19 protein-coding genes and 1 tRNA gene are annotated in these 16,216 nt (G+C 58.3%); 8 read left to right on the plus strand and 12 right to left on the minus strand.

The annotated features are described in order from the left end of the window. Positions 1-105 precede the first annotated feature (105 nt). Positions 106-2,157 carry a M3 family metallopeptidase gene (locus HQ945_RS15600; protein ID WP_113279958.1) on the plus strand — a complete coding sequence of 684 codons (2,052 nt, stop codon included), beginning with the start codon at positions 106-108 and terminating at the stop codon, positions 2,155-2,157. Positions 2,158-2,164: 7 nt separating this feature from the next. Here HQ945_RS15600 and HQ945_RS15605 read toward each other — a convergent pair whose 3' ends face one another. After that, entirely contained in the window at positions 2,165-2,587 is a 423-nt protein-coding gene (locus tag HQ945_RS15605) for an organic hydroperoxide resistance protein (RefSeq protein WP_091947509.1), read from the minus strand. A 160-nt stretch (positions 2,588-2,747) separates the two neighbouring features. On the opposite strand from HQ945_RS15605, the gene HQ945_RS15610 reads away from it, so the two are divergent. Both HQ945_RS15610 and HQ945_RS15615 read left to right on the plus strand, forming a co-directional pair. Beyond that, positions 2,748-3,227: a MarR family winged helix-turn-helix transcriptional regulator gene (locus HQ945_RS15610; protein WP_027230959.1), complete on the plus strand. Its 480-nt coding sequence runs from the start codon at positions 2,748-2,750 to the stop codon at positions 3,225-3,227. Next, positions 3,224-3,961, plus strand: coding sequence for a haloacid dehalogenase type II (locus tag HQ945_RS15615; RefSeq protein WP_036813577.1), 738 nt, complete (start codon positions 3,224-3,226; stop codon positions 3,959-3,961). Before HQ945_RS15610 ends, HQ945_RS15615 begins: the two co-directional genes overlap by 4 nt. A gap of 49 nt (positions 3,962-4,010) precedes the next feature. Here the strand turns inward: HQ945_RS15615 and HQ945_RS15620 are convergent, their stop codons facing one another. Then, positions 4,011-5,045, minus strand: coding sequence for an aspartate-semialdehyde dehydrogenase (locus tag HQ945_RS15620; RefSeq protein WP_027230957.1), 1,035 nt, complete (start codon positions 5,043-5,045; stop codon positions 4,011-4,013). A gap of 104 nt (positions 5,046-5,149) precedes the next feature. Beyond that, positions 5,150-5,281 (minus strand): hypothetical protein, encoded by a 132-nt coding sequence (locus tag HQ945_RS23035; RefSeq protein ID WP_255695232.1) that lies wholly within the window; start codon positions 5,279-5,281, stop codon positions 5,150-5,152. 337 nt (positions 5,282-5,618) lie between these two features. Between HQ945_RS23035 and HQ945_RS15625 the strand changes: the two genes are divergently transcribed. Next, positions 5,619-7,505, plus strand: coding sequence for an MFS transporter (locus HQ945_RS15625; protein ID WP_091920770.1), 1,887 nt, complete (start codon positions 5,619-5,621; stop codon positions 7,503-7,505). A 70-nt stretch (positions 7,506-7,575) separates the two neighbouring features. Here HQ945_RS15625 and leuB read toward each other — a convergent pair whose 3' ends face one another. After that, positions 7,576-8,688, minus strand: a complete 1,113-nt coding sequence (leuB, locus tag HQ945_RS15630; RefSeq protein ID WP_174208263.1) for a 3-isopropylmalate dehydrogenase — start codon at positions 8,686-8,688, stop codon at positions 7,576-7,578. A gap of 156 nt (positions 8,689-8,844) precedes the next feature. Continuing rightward, complete coding sequence (gene leuD / locus HQ945_RS15635) at positions 8,845-9,450, minus strand: 3-isopropylmalate dehydratase small subunit (RefSeq protein WP_027230954.1); 606 nt, start codon at positions 9,448-9,450, stop codon at positions 8,845-8,847. A 156-nt stretch (positions 9,451-9,606) separates the two neighbouring features. On the opposite strand from leuD, the gene HQ945_RS15640 reads away from it, so the two are divergent. Together HQ945_RS15640 and HQ945_RS15645 are read left to right on the plus strand one after the other, a co-directional pair. After that, positions 9,607-10,488 carry an HpcH/HpaI aldolase/citrate lyase family protein gene (locus tag HQ945_RS15640; protein WP_113280030.1) on the plus strand — a complete coding sequence of 294 codons (882 nt, stop codon included), beginning with the start codon at positions 9,607-9,609 and terminating at the stop codon, positions 10,486-10,488. A gap of 45 nt (positions 10,489-10,533) precedes the next feature. Further along, positions 10,534-10,740, plus strand: coding sequence for a DUF1737 domain-containing protein (locus HQ945_RS15645; protein ID WP_027230952.1), 207 nt, complete (start codon positions 10,534-10,536; stop codon positions 10,738-10,740). Here HQ945_RS15645 and HQ945_RS15650 read toward each other — a convergent pair. From HQ945_RS15650 to HQ945_RS15680, 7 genes are all read right to left on the minus strand, one after another. Beyond that, on the minus strand, positions 10,734-11,081 hold the full coding sequence (locus HQ945_RS15650; protein WP_246272693.1) for a YunG family protein: 348 nt from the start codon (positions 11,079-11,081) through the stop codon (positions 10,734-10,736). The genes HQ945_RS15645 and HQ945_RS15650 overlap by 7 nt on opposite strands. A gap of 11 nt (positions 11,082-11,092) precedes the next feature. Further along, the gene (locus HQ945_RS15655) at positions 11,093-11,515 is read right to left on the minus strand and encodes a metallopeptidase family protein (RefSeq protein WP_113279956.1); all 423 of its coding nucleotides are present in this window, start codon (positions 11,513-11,515) and stop codon (positions 11,093-11,095) included. Between the two features lie 75 nt (positions 11,516-11,590). After that, positions 11,591-12,187: a TetR/AcrR family transcriptional regulator gene (locus HQ945_RS15660; RefSeq protein ID WP_228017560.1), complete on the minus strand. Its 597-nt coding sequence runs from the start codon at positions 12,185-12,187 to the stop codon at positions 11,591-11,593. 75 nt (positions 12,188-12,262) lie between these two features. Further along, complete coding sequence (locus HQ945_RS15665; protein ID WP_027230948.1) at positions 12,263-12,457, minus strand: Trm112 family protein; 195 nt, start codon at positions 12,455-12,457, stop codon at positions 12,263-12,265. 15 nt (positions 12,458-12,472) lie between these two features. Further along, a complete protein-coding gene (locus HQ945_RS15670; RefSeq protein ID WP_027230947.1) occupies positions 12,473-13,135 on the minus strand; it encodes an LON peptidase substrate-binding domain-containing protein in 663 nt (220 codons plus the stop codon). Positions 13,136-13,194: 59 nt separating this feature from the next. Beyond that, positions 13,195-14,175 carry a thioredoxin gene (gene trxA / locus HQ945_RS15675; RefSeq protein WP_113279954.1) on the minus strand — a complete coding sequence of 327 codons (981 nt, stop codon included), beginning with the start codon at positions 14,173-14,175 and terminating at the stop codon, positions 13,195-13,197. A gap of 53 nt (positions 14,176-14,228) precedes the next feature. Next, a complete protein-coding gene (locus HQ945_RS15680) occupies positions 14,229-14,738 on the minus strand; it encodes a prolyl-tRNA synthetase associated domain-containing protein (protein ID WP_027230945.1) in 510 nt (169 codons plus the stop codon). Positions 14,739-14,938: 200 nt separating this feature from the next. Between HQ945_RS15680 and HQ945_RS15685 the strand changes: the two genes are divergently transcribed. After that, positions 14,939-15,013, plus strand: a tRNA-Gly gene (locus HQ945_RS15685). A gap of 142 nt (positions 15,014-15,155) precedes the next feature. Further along, complete coding sequence (gene holA / locus HQ945_RS15690) at positions 15,156-16,205, plus strand: DNA polymerase III subunit delta (RefSeq protein WP_113279939.1); 1,050 nt, start codon at positions 15,156-15,158, stop codon at positions 16,203-16,205. Positions 16,206-16,216: the final 11 nt, after the last annotated feature.

Below are 16,216 nucleotides of genomic sequence, written 5' to 3' on the forward strand. Positions count from 1 at the left end.
GCTTTTTACTTGGGATCTTATATGTTGGACTTCGCAGCTTGTGACGGCCGCGGGTCCGCCCTAAATGTTTAAAAGCCAAATTCCATACTTGATCAGGGAGTTCCCATGTCCACGCAGAAACCGGCCTTCAACCACGCGCTGACGAACTGGACCGGGCCACTTGGACTTCCCGATTTCACGGCATTCAACGACGACGATTTCGCCGCCGCCTTCGACGCGGCCCTTATCTCGGACCTTGCCGACATCGATGCGATCGTCACCCACCCCGAAGCGCCGACCATTGACAATACGCTGAAGGCGCTGCAGCTTTCCGGCAAGGATCTCGATCATGTCTCGGCAATCTTCTGGCTGCGCGCGGGTGCGCATACCAATGATACGATCCAGGCTCTGGAACGTGTGATCGCGCCTAAAATGTCGCGGCATGCTTCATCGATCATGATGAATCCACATCTCTTTGCCCGCATCGATTCGCTCTTTGAGCAGCGCGACCTGCTCGGACTCGACGCGGAGACTGACCGCGTCCTCGAAAAGACCTGGAAAGGCTTTGTACGCAGCGGCGCGAAGCTCGATGAACAAGGCAAGGCGCGGCTCGCCGACATCAACGAGCGGCTGGCAAGCCTTGGCGCGCAATTCGGCCAGAACGTGCTCAAGGACGAAGCCGACTGGGCCCTTTTCATCACCGATGAAGCGGAACTTGCCGGCCTGCCGGATTTCGTGCGCGACGCCATGCGAGGCGCTGCCGAGGAACGCGGCCGCAATGATGCATGGGCCGTGACGCTCTCGCGCTCGATTATCGAGCCCTTCCTGTCTTTCTCTGAGAATCGCAACTTGCGGGAGAAGGCGTTCCGCGCCTGGGCAGCACGCGGCGAGAACGGCGCCGAAACCGACAATACTGCGATTGTTGCTGAAATGGTGAAGTTGCGCGCCGAAAAGGCGGGGCTCCTCGGCTATAAAAGCTTTGCCGCCTATAAGCTCGACGACACCATGGCGAAAACGCCAAAGGCGGTGATGGATTTGCTCGAGCCGGTATGGGAAAAGGCCAAGGAACGGGCGGCGGAAGAGGAAGTGGACTTGCAGCGCCTCATTGCCGGGGAAGGCCGCAACCACAGGGTCGAGCCATGGGACTGGCGCTACTATGCCGAGAAGCTGCGCAACGAACGCTTCGCCTTCGACGAAACCGAACTCAAGCCGTATCTCCAGCTTGAAAAGATTATCGAAGCCTGTTTCGACGTTGCGACCCGCCTCTTCGGCATTCGCTTCGCCGAAAAGACCGGGATACCCACCTGGCATCCCGATGTACGTGTCTGGGAAGTGTTCAATCCCGATGGCAGCAAGCGTGGCCTTTTCCTTGGCGACTACTTCAATCGCCAGTCGAAGCGCTCGGGCGCCTGGATGAGCGCCCTGCAATCGCAGCATAAGCTCGACGGCGACCATGCGCCGATCATCTACAACGTCATGAATTTCGCCAAACCGTCGAAGGGTGAGCCGGCGCTGCTTTCGCTCGATGGCGCCCGCACACTGTTTCACGAGTTCGGTCACGCCCTGCACGGGCTCTTGTCGGACGTGACCTGGCCGGCTGTATCGGGAACCTCGGTTTCGCGCGACTTTGTCGAACTTCCCTCGCAGCTATATGAGCATTGGTTGACCGTACCCGCTATTCTCGAGAAATATGCCGTCCACTACCGGACGGGCGAAGCGATGCCAAAGGCGTTGCTCGACAAGGTGCTGGCCGCCAATACCTTCAACGCCGGGTTCAACACGGTGGAGTTTACCTCATCTGCGCTGGTCGACATGGCATTCCACGCCGATGGCACGCCGCCATCAGATCCGATCGAATTTGAAGCCGCCACATTGAAGCAGCTTGAAATGCCGGATGCGATCATCATGCGCCACCGCACGCCGCATTTCACCCATGTCTTCTCGGGCGACGGCTATTCGGCCGGATACTATTCCTACATGTGGTCGGAAGTACTCGATGCCGACGCTTTCAAGGCATTTGAGGAAAGCGGCGACGTGTTCAACTCCGAACTTGCGGATAAGCTGAAGCAGTTCATCTACTCGGCCGGCGGCAGCCGCGACCCGGAGGAGCTTTACAAGGCGTTCCGAGGCAAGATGCCCACGCCCGATGCGATGATCGAAAAGCGTGGGCTTGCGTAAACGCTGATCAGTTAACCGAAAGACGCACGTCGAGATTGCTGCGCGTTGCCTCCGAATACGGGCAGACAATATGCGCAGCGTCGACGATCTCACGCGCCTGCGTTGCATCGACGCCGGGCATCGTAATGGCAAGCGCAACGTCGAGGCCAAAACCCTTGCCGTCCGCGCGCGGGCCGATGCCAACCGTCGCGGTTACAGCCGTTTCCTCCGAAATTTTAACCTTGCGCTGCGAAGCGACGAATTTGATCGCGCCAAGGAAGCACGCCGAATAACCGGCGGCAAACAGCTGCTCCGGATTGGTGCCGCCGGCACCGTTGCCACCAAGCTCCTTCGGCGTTGAAAGCGTCACTTCGAGGCGTCCGTCTTCGCTCTTGGCACTGCCATCGCGTCCGCCGGTTGCCGTTGCCCTCGTGGTGTAGAGAATGCTCATCGTCGTTACCTCTGGTTGAATTCATTCGACACGCTTTAAATTGCACACAATTTAATTGTACGCAATAGGAATTTCAGATATAGATGATAAAAAATTAAATGATGCGCAATCGAAGCACGCCGATTAGATTGTGCTTGCACTAGGAGCAGGAGTTTCCAGAATGAAGAAAACAGCGCCAACTGCATCGGACTCGCTGCTCAAGCTCGACAATTTCCTGTGCTTCGCGATCTATTCGACTGCAAATGCCGTGACCCGCGCCTATCAGCCAAGGCTTTCCGCGCTCGGGCTTACCTACCCCCAATACCTCGTGATGGTCGTATTGTGGGAGGAGGAGAACCAGACCGTCAGCGCCATCGGTGACAGGCTCAACCTCGATTCAGGGACGCTGACGCCGCTGTTGAAGCGGCTCGAGGCAATGGACCTTATCACCCGTCGCCGCGGCACCGTGGACGAGCGTCAGGTGCTGATCAATCTGACAGACAGCGGGCGCAGCCTGCGTGCAAAGGCGGAAGCGGTGCCGCTCGCGATCGGCAAGGCCTTTGGCTGCACGCTCGAAGACGCCAAATCGCTGAGAACAGAGTTATTGGACATGCGCGACAATCTCATCGCGAGCATCGAGACAAGGGATCAGCCGGCATGAACACAAAGCACAGCACGCCGCTTGAGGTACGCGCATTGTTGTTCGACGTGCTGGGCACGGTCGTCGATTGGCGCAGCGGGATCGCGCGGCAGGTATCTTCTTTCCTTGAGCGTTGCGGCGTCGTTCACGTCGACGCAGCTGATTTCGCCGATACTTGGTCGCGCCTCTACGATCAGGCGACGGACGCGGTGCGCAGCGGCAAACGCCCCTTCGCGCGGCTGGACGTGCTGAATCGGGAAAATCTCGAAGCGGCGTTCAAAGCCGTCAGTATCGAGCCAAAGCTCTTGCCGAGCGCCGACCTCGACGAACTGAACCTCGCCTGGCATCGCCTCGACCCCTGGCCAGACTCGATCTCCGGCCTGACGCGATTGAAGTCGAAATTCATCATCGGGCCACTATCCGGTGGCAATACCAGCCTCCTTCTCGACATGGCAAAGCGGGCCGGACTGCCCTGGGACGTCGTCCTCGGATCGGATGTTGTTGAGGTCTACAAACCCGCGCCTGAGGCCTATCTGCGCACATGCGAATTCCTGGGGCTGCGACCTGATCAGGTATTGCTGGTTGCGGCTCACAATGACGACCTTGCCGGAGCGCGTCGTTGCGGAATGCGTACGGCCTTTATTCCAAGGCCAGCCGAGCACGGTCCGTCACAGACCACCGATCTGGCGCCTCTTGACGATTGGGACGTGATAGCCAGCGATCTCGTTGATCTGGCGGACAAGCTCGGCGCATAAAAAAGGGCGCGGTTGCCCGCGCCCTTGAATTTCGAAAGTTCGCGTCCTGTCAGGCCGCGATCTGCTTCGGCTGGATCAGTCCGCGCGCAACGAGCAGTTCGGCGATCTGAATTGTGTTGAGCGCCGCACCCTTGCGCAGATTGTCGGAAACGACCCAGAGTGACAGGCCATTTTCCACGGTGATGTCTTCGCGGATACGCGAAATATAAGTGGCATCCTCGCCTGCGGCTTCGTAAGGCGTGATATAGCCGCCATCCTCGGCGCGATCGATGACGAGGCATCCTGGCGCATCGCTCAGGATCTCGCGGGCTTCCTCAGCGCTCATCGGGCTTTCAAACTCGATGTTGACCGCCTCGGAATGACCGATGAACACCGGCACGCGCACGCAGGTCGCCGTCAGCTTGATCTTGGGGTCGAGCATCTTCTTGGTCTCGGCGACCATCTTCCACTCTTCCTTGGTGTAGCCATCCTCCATGAAGACGTCGATGTGGGGGATGACATTGAAGGCAATCCGCTTGGTGAACTTCTTGTTCGTCACCGGATCGGCCACGAAGACGGCACGTGACTGTTCGAACAGCTCATCCATGCCCTCCTTGCCGGCGCCGGAAACCGACTGGTAGGTGGCAACGACGACGCGCTTGATCCTGGCCCTGTCATGCAGCGGCTTCAAGGCGACGACCAATTGCGCGGTCGAGCAATTGGGATTGGCAATGATGTTCTTCTTCGTGAAGCCGGCAATTGCGTCCGGATTCACTTCCGGCACGATCAGGGGCACGTTGGCGTCGTAGCGCCATGCCGAAGAGTTGTCGATGACGACGCAGCCCTGTGCGCCGATCTTCGGTGACCATTCCTTGGAAATATTGCCGCCCGCCGACATCAGGCAGATGTCGGTGTCGGAAAAATCGTAGGTGTCGAGCGCCTTCACCTTCAACGTCCGGTCACCGAAGGACACTTCCGTGCCCTGTGACCGCCGCGATGCGAGGGCAACGACTTCGCTTACCGGGAAGCCGCGCTCTTCGAGGATGGTAAGCATTTCGCGGCCCACATTGCCCGTGGCGCCAACAACCGCAACCTTGAAACTCATTTTAGCAATCTCCTGTCCCCTCTCTGCTCTTTGGAAAACCCGCTGGCCGTTGCGGGTCTCACCCCCGGGCCGGACCCGGGAGGGGGCGAGCAGGCCAAGGGAAATCAGACCGTTTTGGTGGTCGTTTTCGCAGTCTGTTTGGCCATGGTGGTGAGGACGGACGCGGGCACGCCAAGGCGTCCGGCGATCATGCCGGAACGGTTCATCAGGGCGAGAGCAATTGATTCGCTTGCCACGAGAGGCGTCTCCATATCCGTCTGTGCTTGTACGCACTTTCGTAAAAGAGTCAATCGTCCGCTCAAATGACAAGAATATGTCGTGTTCCACATGATTTTGGACAATTTACGTAAGGTGCGGGCTTTGCTTTCTTCAATATTTAGTCAACAATTTGCATGTGCATGAGGTGCATGACCTTTGGGGGGAGAAATTCCGGAGGACATTCACCGGCGCATGGTCAACACGAGCCAAGTGCATCGGGGGATATGATCATGCGCAGTGTCGACAGTGGAGAACACCAATTGGGGTTTGCTGTGGGTGTTCTTGGTTCAACTGCCGTTTTCTGGGAGGAATACAATGGCAACGACGTCTTTGGCCGACTCGTCCAGTCGGGGAATGACGCGGGAAGAGAAGAAGGTTATCTTCGCTTCCTCGCTCGGTACCGTCTTCGAATGGTACGACTTTTATCTTTATGGGTCCTTGGCAGCCTTCATCGGCGCGGCCTTCTTCAGCGAATATCCTGAAGCTACACGCAATATCTTCGCACTGCTCGCCTTTGCCGCAGGCTTTCTTGTCCGCCCGTTCGGCGCTCTGGTCTTCGGCCGCATCGGCGATCTTGTCGGCCGCAAATATACGTTCCTTGTGACAATCCTGATCATGGGCCTGTCGACCTTCCTGGTCGGTATCCTTCCAGGATCCGCGAGCTGGGGCATTGCCGCTCCGGTTATCTTGATCGCCCTGCGCATGCTGCAGGGATTGGCGCTTGGCGGTGAATATGGTGGTGCTGCGACCTACGTCGCCGAACACGCGCCGGACAATAAGCGCGGCTATTACACGAGCTGGATCCAAACCACGGCGACGCTGGGTCTCTTTCTCTCGCTCATCGTCATCCTCGTCATCCAGAATTGGCTCGGCAAGGAAGCGTTTGCGGCATGGGGCTGGCGCTTGCCGTTCATCCTGTCCTTTGTCCTTCTCGGCATTTCCGTCTGGATTCGGTTGTCCTTGAGCGAATCGCCTGCCTTCCAACGGATGAAAGAAGAGGGCAAAGGCTCCAAGGCCCCGCTTTCGGAAGCCTTTGGCCAATGGAAGAACGCCAAGATCGCCCTTCTAGCCCTCTTCGGTCTCACCGCAGGCCAGGCGGTCGTCTGGTATTCCGGCCAGTTCTACGCGCTGTTCTTCCTGCAGAACGTGCTGAAGGTCGACGGGCAATCGGTCAATATCATGATCGCTATCGCCCTGTTGCTGGGTACGGGCTTCTTCGTCTTCTTCGGCTGGCTGTCCGACAGGATCGGGCGCAAGCCCATCATCATGGCGGGTCTCGCACTGGCAATCATCACCTATTTCCCGTTGTTCCATGCGTTGACCTGGGCTGCAAACCCAGCGTTGGCGAAGGCACAGGAAACGGTGCGGGCAACCGTGACAGCGGCCCCCGGCGATTGCAACTTCCAGTTCAACCCCGTCGGAACCCGCAAGCCGGTCAGCTCGTGCGATATTGCCACCGACTTCCTAGCAAAGAGCTCGATACCTTATGACATCGTAGCGACCGCACCTGCAGGCACGCCCGCAACCGTCACGATCGGCAGCGAAACCGTCTCATCGTTCGACGGCGCGACTGCCGGCGCTGATGCTGCGGCGAAGACGGCTGCCTTCACCAAGGGCGTCAACACCGCGCTCCAGGACGGAGGCTATCCGCTGGTCCGCGACCCCGCCAAGGTTGCTGATTCAAAGCTCGATGCCTTTGTAGCGGCCAATCCGAAGCTCGCACTTGACGCTGCCGCCATTCGCGGCGGAACGAAAACCATGGTACCGGTGGCGCAGGCGGTAAAGGACAAGCTGATCACCGCTGACGAGGCGGCGGGTGCAACGGAAGTCGCGGTCTTCTCCGTTCCGGGCGCTGGGGCATTCAGAATGGTGGCTGATCCGGCGGCCGTCAATTGGCCGAAGGTTATCGGTATTCTGTTCATCCTCGTGCTCTACGTCACGATGGTTTACGGGCCAATTGCCGCGATCCTGGTCGAGATGTTCCCGACCCGCATCCGCTATACCGGCATGTCCCTGCCCTACCACATCGGTAATGGCTGGTTTGGCGGCCTGTTGCCGGCAACGGTGTTCGCAATGAGCGCTGCCAAGGGCGATATCTACTATGGCCTATGGTATCCGATCGTGATTGCGGCGATGACCCTCGTCATCGGCCTGCTTTTCGTACGCGATACGAAAGGCACGGATCTTCATGCCGTAGAGTGATCCCGCACAAATGAGAAAGCCCGGCGCGATTCTGTCGCGCCGGGCTTTTCTTTTGTTGGTGCGATGTTCCTCAGGCCGCAAGGGCCTTGAACTTGGCGAGAATCGCATCGCCCATTTCGACGGTGCCGACCTTGATCTTGCCTTCGGACATGATGTCGCCCGTACGGATGCCGTCATCGAGAACGCCGGCAATCGCAGCCTCCAGCCGATCGGCTTCGGCGATCATGTTGAACGAATAGCGCAGGCACATCGCAAACGAGGCGATCATCGCGATCGGATTGGCAGCGCCTGTACCGGCAATGTCAGGCGCAGAGCCGTGCACGGGCTCATAGAGCGCCTTGCGGCTGCCGGTCTTTGCATCGGGTGCGCCGAGCGACGCCGACGGCAGCATGCCGAGGGAACCCGTCAACATGGCTGCGATGTCGGACAGCATATCGCCGAACAAATTATCCGTCACGATGACGTCGAACTGCTTGGGCCAGCGCACGAGCTGCATGCCGCCAGCGTCGGCCAGCATGTGCTCCAGCTTGACGTCGGAATACTTGGCCTTGTGCGTCGCCGTGACGACCTCGTTCCAGAGCACACCCGACTTCATGACGTTGCGCTTTTCCATCGATGTCACCTTGTTGGCGCGGGTGCGCGCAAGCTCGAAGGCGACACCGGAAATGCGCTCGATCTCGTAGGTGTCATAAACCTGCGTATCGATGCCACGCTTCTGACCGTTGCCGAGATCGCGAATCTCCTTCGGCTCACCAAAATAGACGCCGCCGGTCAGCTCGCGCACAATCAGAATGTCGAGGCCCTCGACCACGTCCTTCTTGAGCGACGAGGAGTCCGCAAGTGCCGGATAGCAGATGGCGGGACGCAGATTGGCGAAAAGCTCCATGTCCTTGCGCAGGCGCAAAAGCCCGGCTTCCGGGCGGACATCGTAAGGAACTCTGTCCCACTTGGGCCCACCCACCGCGCCGAAGAGCACAGCATCGGCGGCCAGCGCCTTGGCCATGTCGGCTTCCGAGATCGCTGCACCATGCGCGTCATAGGCGCTGCCGCCGACGAGGCCTTCATCGAGCACGAACTCGCTGTCAAGTTCGGCATTCATGTAGGCAATGATCTTGCGAACCTCGGCCATTGCCTCGGGCCCAATGCCGTCACCTGGAAGAAGAAGGAGCTTTTTCGATGCCATCAGGGGGAAACCTCTAGAGCGGTTGAATGGAATGGCGGTTCCTTAGCGCAAGTTCGGCAAAGATGGAAAGCGTTGCGCGCAATTTTTTGAAACTTTGGCGGGTCTGCAAATGAAAAGGCCCGCCGAAGCGGGCCCGATAAGCAATCTTAAAAACACTCAAGCCCAGGGGCGCTTTTCCGCATTCGCGGTTTCGAACGTATCGATCTTGGACGCCTTCTCCATCGTCAAACCAATGTCGTCGAGGCCATTGAGCATGCAGTAGCGGCGGAACGCGTCGAGGTCGAAGTGGATCGTGCCGCCATCCGGTCCCTTGATCGTCATCTCCTCGAGATCGATCGAAAGCGTCGCATTGGCGCCGCGCTGCGCATCGTCCATCAATTTGTCGAGATCATCATGGCTGACGCGGATCGGCAAAATGCCGTTCTTGAAGCAGTTGTTGTAGAAGATATCGGCGAAGCTGGTCGAAATAACGCAGCGTATGCCAAAATCGAGCAGGGCCCACGGCGCATGCTCACGGCTCGAACCGCAGCCGAAATTGTCGCCTGCGACCAGAATCTGCGCCTTGCGATAGGCAGGCTTGTTAAGGACGAAGTCCGGATTCTCGCTGCCGTCTTCATTGTAGCGCATCTCGGCAAACAGGCCCGTCCCGAGACCGGTGCGCTTGATCGTCTTCAGGTAGTCCTTCGGGATGATCATGTCGGTGTCGACATTGACGATGGGCAGCGGAGCCGCAACGCCGGTGAGCTTGGTGAATTTGTCCATGGTGTCAGCCTGCAGAATTCCGGAAAGAGACGTATGGTTCGCTTTACACCAGCTTTGCAGCGAATCAAAGCGTTTCGCCTGTGGCACTTTGAGCGCTGCGCCGCTTCACGCAGGATTGCACTTGTCTTGATGCGGCGATCAAGGCACAAAACCGCCATGACGAAACCTTTTCGCCTGCGTCGCTCAGTTCTTTACGTTCCCGCATCGAATGCCAAGGCCCTTGCCAAGGTCGCTTCGCTGCAAGCGGATGCCGTCATATTCGACTTGGAGGACGCTGTGGCTCCCGAGGCGAAAGAGGCCGCACGAGAAAGTCTCCGTAACTATTTCCATGCCCAATCAGCAACCAGAGCGGAGCGGATCATCCGGATCAACGGGCTTGATACCGAATGGGGCGCCGAGGACCTTCTCGCCGCCCGCGCCTGTAGGCCCGACGCCATTCTCCTGCCTAAAGTTCAGACGCCGCAGGACGTGACCAACGTCGCCGAGGTTCTCGACGATACCGATGCTTCGGAAAACATCCGGTTATGGGCGATGATCGAGACGGCCCGCGGCATCCTCAACGTCGATGCAATCGCCGAGCTTGGACTGCGTTCGACCGCGCGTCTTGACTGTCTCGTCGTCGGCACCAACGACATAGCGAAGGAAACAGGAACTCGTCTGGAGAAGGGCCGCGCGTTTTTCGTTGCGTGGCTGATGCAGGTGCTGCTTTGCGCGAGGGCCGGCAAGCTGGATGTCATCGACGGTGTGTTCAATGACTTTGCTGACCTTGCGGGATACGCCGACGAATGCGCCCAGGCCGCAGCGATGGGCTTTGATGGCAAAAGTCTCGTTCACCCCACGCAGATCGAGCCCGCCAATGTGGCATTCCTTCCCGATGAACAAGCCTTAAGTGAAGCGCGTGCCATTGTCGCCGCCTTTGCGCAGCCGGAGAACGCCAACAAGGGTGTCATCTCGCTCGCCGGAAAAATGATCGAACGCCTGCATCTTGAAACGGCACAAAAGCTCGTGACAAAGATGGAGGCTCTTGGCAAAAATTGAGCGAAGCCGGATCGGCTGGTTTCGCTTTGAACCTGGGAAAACACCATGAAACTTTATCGGCTTCTGACGGGCCCTGATGATGCGAGCTTCTGTCACAAGGTTACGGCCGCCATAAACAAGGGATGGCACATTTACGGATCGCCGACCTACGCCTTCAACTCGGCGACGGGGGTGATGCAATGCGGCCAGGCAGTCGTCAAGGATGTCGATGGCGTGGACTATGAGCCGGGTATCAAGCTCGGCGACTACTGAATTACTAGCGATAGCCGACGCGTTAATGCTTCATACTGAGCTTTTGACGTATCGGCCATCGCCTCTGCTCGTGTGGCCGGTTTGTCTTCAAACGGTATCGGGCGATCAAACTGGCTGACCGTAAGGTCCCATCGCACGCCATTGATGATATTATAGAAGTGGGTGCCACCATAGGTCTGGGTCTTGAGGATCGCCCCGCCGAAGATATCTTGCGTCACAAGCGAGGTTACGCTGCATTGCCCCTTTGCAGGGTTCGCAGCCGTCCAGGATGATGAGCTTTCGCTGCTCCACGCCGATTTGAGCGCAGCGTGAAGCTCATAGGGACTGGCAAATTTAGGCAAAGGGCACTCCATCATTCCACAGTGGCCTCGATCCGTTCCATGTCCTCATCCGATAGGCCGAAATGGTGGCCGATCTCGTGGATCAGGACGTGGGTCACGATATCGCCGAGGGCCTCTTCATACTCAGCCCAATAGTCGAGGATTGCACGCCTGTAGAGGGTGATGCGATTTGTCTGCTGTCCGGTCTGCAGCGAGAAACGTTCACCGATGCCCGTTCCCTCGAAAAGCCCAAGAAGATCAAACGGCGATTCCAGGCCCATATCTTCGACGATCTGGTCCTCGGGGAAATCCGAGATCTGAATGGTGATATCGCCGCAAAGGCTGCGGAAGGTTTCCGGCAGATGTGCATAAGCCTCGATCGCCAGCGATTCGATCTCGCCAAGCGAAGGTGACAATCGGTTACCCCAGTCGGCAGCTTGGTTGCTTCGGGCCATTACAACTCCATGATGACGTTCCGGCATCATATAGTGCGTTTTGCCACCATATGCGAGGTGTGTGATTGCCAGCAGTCACGCGTGCGCTTTGGCACCAAGCAGCAGCCGTTCCATACGCCTGAAACTTTCCGCAAGCACGGTAGGGTCGCGAAGGCCATGGGCAAGCATAATACCGCCCTGCCATTCAGCCACAGCGTTGCGTGCTATCGCAAGGGCAGTGGATGGCCGAATGCCCGAGCGCCCCAGCTCCCGGCCGATGAAACCGATGAGGAGGCTGAAGGCTTCGGCCGCTCGGCTCGCCGCCTCAGGTGAATCGCGGCGAAAATCCCGGATGCCCAGCGCGATCGGACAACCATGCTCGACGCGGCTCTTGAGCGATTGGGCGAGTTTGTCGATCAGCAGTTGCAGGCGACGCCGGGGATCCTGGTCCGAGGCGACGATCTGGGTCAGCATGTCTTCGGTTTCGGCAACGAAAATGTCCGCGACGCTGCGTGCGAGATCGGTCTTAGTCTTGAAATAATAGTAGATATTGCCAAGCGGAATGCCGGAGCTGACCGCTATATCGGCGAGACTGGTCACGGTATAACCTTGGCGCCAGAACAGCCCCGCAGCCGTCGCAGTCAAAATTTCCCGTTTGTCGTTTTGCCTTGGCATCTGCGCTCGGTCAGTCATTCAACTGACTCGTATTATGGCGCAAAGCCGGCTGAAAGCCAATCGCTGGAACGATGAGACAATCAAGGAAGCCGCCTAATCCTCGATCGGCCGCGCTTCCGATGGAAGCATTATCGGAATGCCGTCACGAACCGGATAGGCAAGATGAGCGGATTTGGAAATCAGCTCGGAGTTCGCCTGATCGTAGGTCAGCGGACCCTTGGTCAAGGGACACACCAGCAGTTCCAGCAGTTTGACGTCGATGGGAGTATCGCGTTTCTCTTCGGCCATTGCGAGGTCCTCGTCCTATTGCAGGCTGCCTTCAAAGCCATCTTCATCCTTGGCGAGGGCTATTTCGGTGATGGCTATAAGCGTCTCTGCCCGGGTCTTGAGGTCGGCGGCTTCGAGCAGCGCCTGCTTTTCGGCCGCGCCGAACGGCGACATCATCGCCAATGCGTTGACAAGTGTCTCATTGCCGGCGCGGGCGATGCCGTCCCAATCCGCTTCCAGGCTGTTGGCGTCGAGATAGGCGCGGAAGACGCGCAGGAGCGCCGCGCGATCGACTTCCGACTCATCGGCTTCGTCGAGATCGGCACGCAAGGGTGCGATCTTGCATTGCCGGAAGGGCGCTCGCGTTCCAAGTTCCTTGACGATACGAAAACGGCAGATGCCTTGAAGCGTGATCAGCACGCGTCCGTCGCCCGTTTCAGCGAAGGAGGTGATTCGACCGAGGCAGCCGACTTCGCACAGCTCCGCTTCTTCACCCTCCTCCTGGTCAAAGCGCGGCTGAATCATGCCGATGATGCGCTTGCCGGAAAGCGCCGCATCTATCATCGCAAGGTAGCGCGGTTCGAAGATATTGAGCGGCAGTTGTCCGCCGGGTAGCAGCAATGCCCCCGACAGCGGAAAGATCGGCACGCTCTCCGGAATATCCTCCAGCGTCCGATAGCGCACGTTTCCTGCCTTCATCATTTTCTCCAAGCCGGATCGGACAAGTCGCGACCGACGGCTATAGTGCCTGATTTTCCTCAGGAAAACAGCAGTGATGACAATTTACGGCGCGCAGTGACGGAAGATGGATCGGTTGGGCCCCACGCGTCGAAAAACTGCAACAGCTGTTTGCGGGCGCCATCGTCGTTCCAGCCACGATCGGCCTTCATGATGGCGAGAAGATGATCGGCTGCCGCATCCCGCTCACCCTTCGCGTTCAGGATCATCGCAAGATCGAAGCGCGCCTGATAATCCTTGGGGTTTGCCTGAAGACTGGCTTCAAGCGCTACGGCATCACCGAGCGTCGCAACCTGCTCGGCAAGCGCAATCCTGGCCTCGGCGGTGCGCACACTCGCATCCTGCCGCTTGTCAGCCGGTACGAGATCCAGGCTCGCCCTCGCCTGCGCCACGTCGCCGAGTTCGACAAGCGCGGTTGCGAGTCCGGCGAGAGCTGCGACGTGATCCGGCACCTCGCCGAGGATGGCGGAATAGATTTGGGCTGCCTCCTCAAAATGGCCTGTCTCCGTCGCCTCGGTTGCGGCATCAAGCGCCGATTGAATAGCGGCGTCCCTGCCGCCATCCGGCGAAGCGATACGGTTGATGAACTCGGTGACTTTGGACTCTGGCAGGGCCCCCATAAAACCATCGACCGGCTTGCCGTCGGCAAAGGCGATAACAGCGGGGATGGATTGAATGCCAAGCTGCCCGGCGATAGCCGGATGATCGTCAATATTCATCTTGACGAGTTTCACCCGTCCGCCGGCGGTCTGCACGGCCTTTTCAAGTATCGGCGTCAACTGCTTGCAGGGCCCGCACCACGGCGCCCAGAAGTCGACCAGAACCGGCTGTTGCTTTGATTCGGCAATCACGTCCTTGGAGAAAGCTGCCGTTGTCGTGTCCTTGATCAAATCAGCGGCGGCCGCCGTACCGTTCGGCGCACTTGCGCCGAACGACACGCTTGTTGCGCCGGTGGTTGCAGCGCCATAGCTGCTGCCAAACGGGTTGTCAGTGTTGCTCATCAATTTCTCCCGTTCTCCGTCAGGTGTTCGCAAAAGCTCGAAGACACCAGCTATCAGTTTGGGACCGATCCGTCTATTTTCAAGATCAGCGGATCATGTCCGGTCGCCTTGAGGAACGTCAAGAGATCATCGCGGCCGATGGAAGTCGTAGCATCATTGCTGAGGGGATGTGCGTTGATAGTGTCGTGTTGCATGAGCCCCTCGTCGAGGACCACTCTCACTTGATGCTGACCATCATTGATCACGCCAAAAACGCTCACCGCACCCGGAACGAGGCCAAGATATTCGAGCAGTTTTTCCGGCTTGCCAAAGGAAACGCGGCTCGCCGCGCCAATCTTGTTGTGGATGGTTTTCAGGTCGACCTCGGCCTCCTCGTCGACCGTCACCAGGAAGAAGTTGTCCTTCTTGTCCTTGAGAAAGAGATTTTTCGTATGCGCTCCCGGTATCTGACCGCGAAGATCCTGGGCTTCGCCCACCGTGAAGACCGGCGCATGGCGAATCGTCGATATTTCGATGTTGAGTTCGTCCAGAAACTGCAGCAGCTCGTCGAAAGTCTTGGGCATGACAACGTTCTCAAGGGGTTTAGCGAGGGCTTCTGCGTTGTAGATAATGGCTCGGTGAAGCGGCCTCAAGCGAAAAGCCCAGTCAGATCAGGGTGTTTTGCCGATTTTTCGCTATATCGTTCAGAAGTTGAAAAAACCCTGTTGCAATTAGCCAGCGCTTGGGCCATATAGGCCCCGCTTCGCAAGACAGACTGGCGCATGCGGGAGTAGCTCAGGGGTAGAGCACAACCTTGCCAAGGTTGGGGTCGTGGGTTCGAATCCCATTTCCCGCTCCAGTTGTCTCAATAATTTGAAGCACTTAAGCAAGGCGTCCTCCGGGGCGGCTTCTTGCTATTTGGCCCCGCCGATCCAACGGTGATCGCCGCTTCATCCCACCGTGCATTGCAATCTCCAGCCAAAGCGGTAAATCCTAGGATCATGGCACAGAAGAAAGCGCACGAGGTCGATTCGTTCCTGAGAAGGCTCGATCGAGCCTATCCCATCATTCTCATCTATGGGCCCGATAAGGGTCTCGTCAGCGAGCGCGCAGCCGCATTCATCAGGCTTACGGCCCTTCCACCGGATGACCCCTTTGCCGTAATCCGGCTCGATGCGGATGCGGTTCAGGCAGAGCCCGGAAAACTATCCGACGAAGCCAATACCATTTCCATGTTTGGCGGTGAGCGGCTGATCTGGGTGCGAAATGCCTCCGGCCAAAAGGGCCTCGCCGATGCAGTCGCTCATCTCGCAAAAAACCCTCCGCAAGCGACCTTCATTCTCATCGAAGCCGGCGACCTGAAGAAGGGCGCCGGCCTGCGTGGCATCGTCGAACAAAGCGCCAGCGCCATGGCCTTGCCCTGTTACAGCGACGATGCGCGCAGCATCGATGCGACGATTGATGAGATGATGACGCGCTATGGACTGCAGATCAGCCTCGATGCCCGTAACCTCCTCAAGGAGAGCCTGGGCGGCGACCGGCTGGCGACGCGTGGTGAACTTGAAAAAATCTGCCTCTATGCGCACGGGGGCGAGCGCATCACCATAGATGACGTGCGGGACATCATTGGCGATGTCAGCGCCGTCTCCCATGAAGCGATTATCGACGCTATCATGGTGGGCAATCTTGCCGATTTTACCCACGCCTTTGACCGGGTAATTGGCACGGGCTCATCAAGCTTTCTCATCCTGAGCACCGCGATTCGCCAGTTTCAGTCGTTACAAACGTTACGTTACGGCATGGAAACGGAGGGCAAAAATGCGGGATCGGCCGTTGCGACGGCCAAGCCGCCCGTATTTTTTGCGCGCAAAAAGCTCGTGGAGACGGCATTGCAGCGTTGGTCAACCCTGACGTGTGCCCGCGCCATCGAGCGCTTGCAGAAAACCGTTCTCGAAAGTCGGCGCAATGCGGATCTGGCTGTGCCAATTATCCGCCAGTCGCTCATTGCGCTGGCGGCGGAAGCGGCGCGGGCCGGACGGCCCGGCCGTTAACGGGATTTCGC

Source organism: Phyllobacterium pellucidum (genome assembly GCF_013327855.1).
Lineage (GTDB): Bacteria > Pseudomonadota > Alphaproteobacteria > Rhizobiales > Rhizobiaceae > Phyllobacterium > Phyllobacterium pellucidum.

What these genes read in the sequence shown, in the direction of transcription:
- HQ945_RS15600 (WP_113279958.1), top strand. Translation starts at nt 106, where the DNA reads ATGTCCACGCAGAAACCGGCCTTCAACCACGCGCTGACGAACTGGACC.
- HQ945_RS15605 (WP_091947509.1), bottom strand. Translation starts at nt 2,587, where the DNA reads ATGAGCATTCTCTACACCACGAGGGCAACGGCAACCGGCGGACGCGAT.
- HQ945_RS15610 (WP_027230959.1), top strand. Translation starts at nt 2,748, where the DNA reads ATGAAGAAAACAGCGCCAACTGCATCGGACTCGCTGCTCAAGCTCGAC.
- HQ945_RS15615 (WP_036813577.1), top strand. Translation starts at nt 3,224, where the DNA reads ATGAACACAAAGCACAGCACGCCGCTTGAGGTACGCGCATTGTTGTTC.
- HQ945_RS15620 (WP_027230957.1), bottom strand. Translation starts at nt 5,045, where the DNA reads ATGAGTTTCAAGGTTGCGGTTGTTGGCGCCACGGGCAATGTGGGCCGC.
- HQ945_RS15625 (WP_091920770.1), top strand. Translation starts at nt 5,619, where the DNA reads ATGGCAACGACGTCTTTGGCCGACTCGTCCAGTCGGGGAATGACGCGG.
- leuB (WP_174208263.1), bottom strand. Translation starts at nt 8,688, where the DNA reads ATGGCATCGAAAAAGCTCCTTCTTCTTCCAGGTGACGGCATTGGGCCC.
- leuD (WP_027230954.1), bottom strand. Translation starts at nt 9,450, where the DNA reads ATGGACAAATTCACCAAGCTCACCGGCGTTGCGGCTCCGCTGCCCATC.
- HQ945_RS15640 (WP_113280030.1), top strand. Translation starts at nt 9,607, where the DNA reads ATGACGAAACCTTTTCGCCTGCGTCGCTCAGTTCTTTACGTTCCCGCA.
- HQ945_RS15645 (WP_027230952.1), top strand. Translation starts at nt 10,534, where the DNA reads ATGAAACTTTATCGGCTTCTGACGGGCCCTGATGATGCGAGCTTCTGT.
- HQ945_RS15655 (WP_113279956.1), bottom strand. Translation starts at nt 11,515, where the DNA reads ATGGCCCGAAGCAACCAAGCTGCCGACTGGGGTAACCGATTGTCACCT.
- HQ945_RS15660 (WP_228017560.1), bottom strand. Translation starts at nt 12,187, where the DNA reads ATGACTGACCGAGCGCAGATGCCAAGGCAAAACGACAAACGGGAAATT.
- HQ945_RS15665 (WP_027230948.1), bottom strand. Translation starts at nt 12,457, where the DNA reads ATGGCCGAAGAGAAACGCGATACTCCCATCGACGTCAAACTGCTGGAA.
- HQ945_RS15670 (WP_027230947.1), bottom strand. Translation starts at nt 13,135, where the DNA reads ATGAAGGCAGGAAACGTGCGCTATCGGACGCTGGAGGATATTCCGGAG.
- trxA (WP_113279954.1), bottom strand. Translation starts at nt 14,175, where the DNA reads ATGAGCAACACTGACAACCCGTTTGGCAGCAGCTATGGCGCTGCAACC.
- HQ945_RS15680 (WP_027230945.1), bottom strand. Translation starts at nt 14,738, where the DNA reads ATGCCCAAGACTTTCGACGAGCTGCTGCAGTTTCTGGACGAACTCAAC.
- holA (WP_113279939.1), top strand. Translation starts at nt 15,156, where the DNA reads ATGGCACAGAAGAAAGCGCACGAGGTCGATTCGTTCCTGAGAAGGCTC.